At 32.9% G+C, this 6109-nt stretch carries 2 protein-coding genes; one reads left to right on the top strand and one right to left on the bottom strand.

The window, feature by feature from the left end; all coding sequences use genetic code 11:
• Positions 1-979 precede the first annotated feature (979 nt).
• Entirely contained in the window at positions 980-3301 is a 2322-nt protein-coding gene (locus CKF58_RS04450) for a two-partner secretion domain-containing protein (RefSeq protein ID WP_119531385.1), read from the top strand.
• A gap of 208 nt (positions 3302-3509) precedes the next feature.
• Here the strand turns inward: CKF58_RS04450 and CKF58_RS08715 are convergent, their stop codons facing one another.
• A complete protein-coding gene (locus CKF58_RS08715) occupies positions 3510-3794 on the bottom strand; it encodes a reverse transcriptase domain-containing protein (protein ID WP_222987702.1) in 285 nt (94 codons plus the stop codon).
• Between the last annotated feature and the right edge of the window lie 2315 nt (positions 3795-6109).

The raw sequence follows: 6109 nt of genomic DNA, 5'->3' as shown, positions 1-6109 counted from the left end.
TATTTATAGCCAATAGGCAATCTCAGATTAAAAACATTTTTAAGGTAACTTTCATTCTAAAGCGTAAACACAAAAAATTAATTTTGCTTGCAATCATTAATTGTAAAAACTTTCTACTTATATTTATCTAGATTGCTTTTTATCTTTAGATAATTTTATTTCAAGCTAAATTATTTCTAACAGATTTTATCTTCAACTTATCTTATTTAATTTACATAAGTTAATAAATTTTGCGACTTATATAAATATTGTTTGTCTAATACTTAGGAGTAATTTTTGCATGAAATATGCATAAATTATCAACTTCAATTAAAGGCTAACAATACTCATATTTAGTAACTAAATTGTATTGATTTATGATTAAATTAGAGATAAAGACTAAGATTAACCACTATTAAAGATAATAGTTAGCATTACCATATTCCATTCTTGCTAACTTTTACTTTTAACGATAAAATCACGTTTCTTTCGAGTTTACTCTAAGTTTATTATCGATTTTACATTAACTGATTTTTACTACTTAACTCTTATTAAACCTTTAATAATCGAAGTTATTTTCTCACTTACAAATATCTCCTTTACTTAACTTTTATTTACTTATTTAAATACCTTAACAACACTTAAGTTCTTACATTTTCATCTAATAAAGTTATTCAATCTCACCCATTGAATGATCATTTAACTTGATTAATGGTTAGTCTCGCGCTTTCCTTATCTGAACAAACAGCATTAGCAACCCGTATTTTTTCGATCAATGCTTTATTTCATGAAATTGTATACAGTTTAATAACTAGCTTTAAGGTTGGCATGTTTGTTGACATAAGTAAAGCGCTAAGTAGCTTTACCGCACAAATATCTCTCATAATCTTAACTGAGTTATTGCTAGATAAAGAATAAAAGCAAGTCTTTATTTGATTAAGATCGGCAGAACAGGTAAAACTTTTATCGGGCACTGATACTTAGTCAAAGGTTTTAGGTTATGAAACGATTTGAAATTATTTCCTGTCGTTATGTAGATAAAGATACTAATTGGAAATCTCGCTTTGACATTTCCTATCATCTATCTCAACTACCAGCGATTCTTGACGAGCAAAACGTGGCTCAACGTGCGCAAAGCAAAACAGCGAAAAGCTTTTTACACTGCGCCATGCTTGCAGGATCTATAGCGTTAAGTACTATAGCTCCTCCTTTAGCCTCAGCATCTGAAGGCAACATCCTCGGTTTCAAAGCCGTTGCGGGGAAAGTTACGCAAATCGACGAACTAAATTACGTAATTAACACTCCTCGCGCTGTAGCTGAATTTAGTCAATTCAACCTCTTACGCGGCAATACAGTTAGCTTTACTTTCGATAGCGAACAAGGCGTTCTCTTAAATCGTATTCTTGGAATCACGGCTTCAGATATGATCGGTACCATTAAAACTAATGGTTTAGTGATCTTCGTGAACCCAAATGGTTTCAACTTTAGTAAAAGCATGCCAGACGGTTATAATTCAGGCAATGTAGTTTTCTCAACTTACGATTTAAATGTAGAGAAATTATTCAAGAGCGCTGAATATGTCATTAAGATTGATGATAAAGAAAAAATTATTACAATCCAACGTAATGGCTGGCTACAAGTAAACGCAAATGGTAAGCTACAATCACTCACAACAGCTAAAAATACTCGTGGTGAAACTTACATTAAAGACGATCTGTCTGTAAACCCATCTAGCTATAATGAAAAACAAATTAGCTTAGATCCTTATGCAAGTTACATCGACTGGTCAAGCTCAGATGAATCAGTAGCTAATCCAGAAACACCTGTGGAAACTCCAGATACTACAACTGAAGATCCTAAAGTCGAAGATACGACTGCTAGCGAAAATACTGCTAGTGAAAATACTGATAGCCAAAATACAGATACTGAAGATAGTAACAAAAACAATACTGGAAGCACTGATACTAACACAGAAGTGCAAAATCCGGAGCAAACAGTAGAGACTCCTGCAGAAACAGAAAGCGAAACTAAAACTGAAGTAAAAGAAAATCCTGAGGAAGAGATCGAAACTCCAGCTCAAGATACTCCAGTTACAGAAGTCGGAGATAAAGATACTAAAGAAAATGAAACTCCTGAAGCAACAACTCCGAAAGAAGAAAGTCAGTCTGTAGAGAATCCTTCACAAGAGGAAACTGTAACTCCTCCAGATACTAGTTCAGAAACAAAAGAAAATACTGAAACTGAAATAAAAACAGAACAACCTAAACCAGAGGTTAAAGATCCTACTCCTGTAGAAGAGACAAAACAAGAAAATCAAGAGCCTGAAGTTAAAACTCCAAGCACTCCTACAGAAGAAAACCAACCAGTAGTTACTCCTGAAGAAACCACTACGGTAACTCCTCCGGTAAAAACTGAAGAACCTAAACAGGAAACAGCTACTCCTCCAGTAACCACTCCAGACAGTAGTAAACCCGTAGTAACAAAACCTGCAAATAATCCTGGTAATACAACAATTCCTATTGTTGCTAAACCGGATCAATCTAAACGACCTTTAAAAATTAAAGACAATGTTCTTTATCTTAAAGCAGAAAATGAGATTAAATTAGCTGACCAAACCAATGATTATGTTAGTTACTCAGTTAAAGCAGGATCTTCAGATGTGCCTGTAGCCACAGTTAAAACATACGTTAATGGTGTAGAAAACACTGATAAAGATGTTTCATTTGTGGACTTAGTTGCAGCAGTTAATTCTAATGTAAATGACGTTGCTTCTTACGAAAACTCAGGTAATGTTTATGTAGGGAATGAAGCATATTTAACGAAAACTCAAACAGAAATCAAAGCCGAAGAGAATCGTAAAAAAGAGCTTGCTCGTAAACAAGAAGAACAACGTAAAAAAGCAGTTGCTAAAAAATGTCAATCTAGCAAAGAACAATTAGGTGAAGAAGTTGCTAATTCAATCACTCGTTATACTTCAAGCTTACAAGCAGTTGTAAATGTACAACCAACAGAGCAAGTACCTGATATGATTTATCAGTTACGTAATAAAGCTCGTAAAAAAGCTTCAGAATTACAACGTGGTGCGGATAGTGACACTTCAGATCAAAGTAGCTTAAACTTTGATTTTAGTAATGGTAAAGATCCTGTAGTAAGTCAGCATTATTATGATCCGACATTTACTGCTAATGCTCCATTACATCTAATTGATAGTTATGGACGTAACTTTGCAATTAGCATTACATACACCAATCCTGTAATTGTAGGTAATACTGGTAGTAACTATATTGTTTCTTTACCAACAACTACTTACAAAGTGGAATAAATAATTGAGTAGATCTGGCCTAGGTTATATAGTTATACCTAGCACTGCGACTTCTCACACCACCGTACGTACAGAACCGAATACGGCGGTTACGTTAAAAGTCCAGAGACCTAGTACTCTGGACTTTTCTTATTGCCATAATTCTTGTTTTGATATTCGCAATGAATTAGGTTTAGCTAAATGAAAACCAGTTTTAACTAACGCTTCGTTAGTTAATGCTGACTTTATCAATCAGCTTTTCCCTAGATTTCTTGTGAATGCCCATATTTACCGTGAACTTACCAGATTTCTTTAGGTAGAAACAGTGACCTAGGTATTTGAGCTCACGATTAATGTAGCTGACCTTTGTCTTTTCTCTGTTCACTTTAAGATCTAGTACTCCTTCTATAAATCTAGTTACACTTTCGTCTACACGATTAGCGTCTTTGAGAGATTTATAGAAGATCATTACATCGTCTGTATAGCGATGGCAGATACCTCGAGTGTTTCCCACTTGTATTAAGTTATTTCGCGTCGTGGCGTTTCGGTCCTTTGAACTAAGGTGCTACTCTTAGCCTACTATGACCTCTGCTGACTGCTATCTTAACGTCATAGATAGCCCTCTCCTGGTAAGCACCACAAATCAACTTAAGTTAAGTGTTGATCTTGTGGTTAGCAGCCCCACTCCTCCAATTGAAACCTAACCTTTTACCAACAGTTCTTTAACATAAAATGTAGGCACTGGATCACTACTGGTCTTATTTGCTGACTTGTAGAGGATACTGCCAGCCTCGTAAGGTTTTCTTGTTCATAAGCTCCAATCTTTTGCCGCCGGCTTTCTTCACACGGGTAGTGCTTGCCTTAAGTCTCAAGGTTGATCCATAACCAAGGAAGGACTAACGACAAGGAGTTAGCCTTGCCCGTACCTTCGGAGTAAATGCATACTGGACGCATTAAAAAAAGCAGCCATACGACTGCCTTTTTTATTATTTGTTATAGCAAACTATAGAATATTAAACTTTAGGTAACATTTACTAGTAATATAACCTCCGTTACAACTTATATAACCCAGTACATGCTCCCTTAAGTATAGTCCCTCTAAGAAGGTTCTCTAGGTGTAATACCTCTTTCTATTTAAATAAGATACTTAATTAGAGAGGCTGATCTATAACCATCAGCTTATTTCCTCTAGTATAGTTAATCGAACAGAATCTTTAGAGCTATCCAACAAAATCTATTTCATCCACTAAAAGCGAATTCACTAATTTAAGCATTAACTAGAATAACAGCATTATTAATACAACAACTTTTGACTATGAAATGATTTCGAGCAATATAGCTTGCAAATTACTTCATTTGTCAATTTCTACATACCTTAAGTAACTACTTGTAACTTTATCTTTTGAGATTTATACACAAGAAGTAAAAAATTAATTTTCTTACCTAGATCCACAATACCAATATAAATCCTACAGCACACTGCAAGCAGCCGTCGTCACCTTTCATCAAATATTTGATACTATCTATCAAACTTATCTTTGTTACATAAAGTTACATCTAACAACATCATAAATAGAAGAGCAAAGCTTAAACAAACATATTGTTCATACAACTTTCTTATACATTTATATAACTTTTAAATTACAGTAACTAATAAATTTCTCTGCTAACAACAAAATTCACTCTAAAAGATTAGAACTAGGTATCTTTATAGAAGGAGAGGGGATTTCGTGCTTTTATTATGATCTGTTCTTAAATTACTGAGTATTACCTTAATAAACAGCTAATAATCAACACGTTTTTATACCATTAACCAATCATTTGAGGCTACTGCGTATTCTTCTAACAAAGAGAACTACTTTAAGTAAAATCCTTTTCTGAAAAAAAACGATCTTCCTCATTACACAAATAGAAGTATCTTAGTATTAGGCTCTATAGTCAAAAATTAGTATTAACTCCACTCAAAGTTATTTCTTGTAATAAACTGGCATTATCTCACTTGAAACCTAATCTTTTTATCCTTATGTTTGTATAGTTGAGATTTAATAAAACAGTCACAACATCGCCTAAAATTTTTCGAAAAATCTCGCTTAAACTTAAGATAAAACTCTAAAAATATCGTAAAATATAAGTATAGAAATGGAGTTTAAAACTTAAGCAAAAACACTTAGAAAAATCTTTTTACATACTTTGGAATTTTTATAATTTAAACTCATAAATTTCTTACAGTATACCGCTCTAATTTTCAGGGTATTAGTTATGCATTAAGTAAACTTTGCTTTAATTAATCGTAAAGAGATTTACTTTTTCAGCAAAGAACAAGACAAAATTACCACAATGTTGGCAACCATTGCTAGTAATTTTTCTTTACAATAACGCACAACAAGTTAGCATAACTTGTGCCAACTACCTAAAATCTTCGACTATAAAATTACGAGCTTTAGACTAGCTGTAACTTTATAGTTAGGATCAGAGAATTACATCTTGGGGAACAACCAATTACTACTCTCACCTCCTCAATGTTAAGTGGTACTCTATCCTTCCTTTTACCACTTAAGACTAATGATACCTTTTAAAAAAATTTTGTAAAATTTATAAAACTTTTTGCAAAATAATTTGTCTAAAGTATGTAGAATTTTTGTAAAAATATTCTCCTAAAATTAACTATATGATTTTTCAGGTTAATTTTTAAAGTTTATAATTTTAATCGGCAGTTTTAAAGTTATAAATAAAAAATATATCTCACTTGAATTAGAAAATAATTTTCTAAACTAAATAACAAAGCATTTTTACAAACAATCTAAAGGGTATTCATTAGCTTAGCTAATT

The organism is Psittacicella hinzii, assembly GCF_003585935.1.
In the GTDB taxonomy this organism is placed as follows: domain Bacteria; phylum Pseudomonadota; class Gammaproteobacteria; order Enterobacterales; family Psittacicellaceae; genus Psittacicella; species Psittacicella hinzii.
This window is presented reverse-complemented; position numbering and strand designations above follow the sequence as displayed.

What these genes read in the sequence shown, in the direction of transcription:
- CKF58_RS04450 (WP_119531385.1), top strand. Translation starts at nt 980, where the DNA reads ATGAAACGATTTGAAATTATTTCCTGTCGTTATGTAGATAAAGATACT.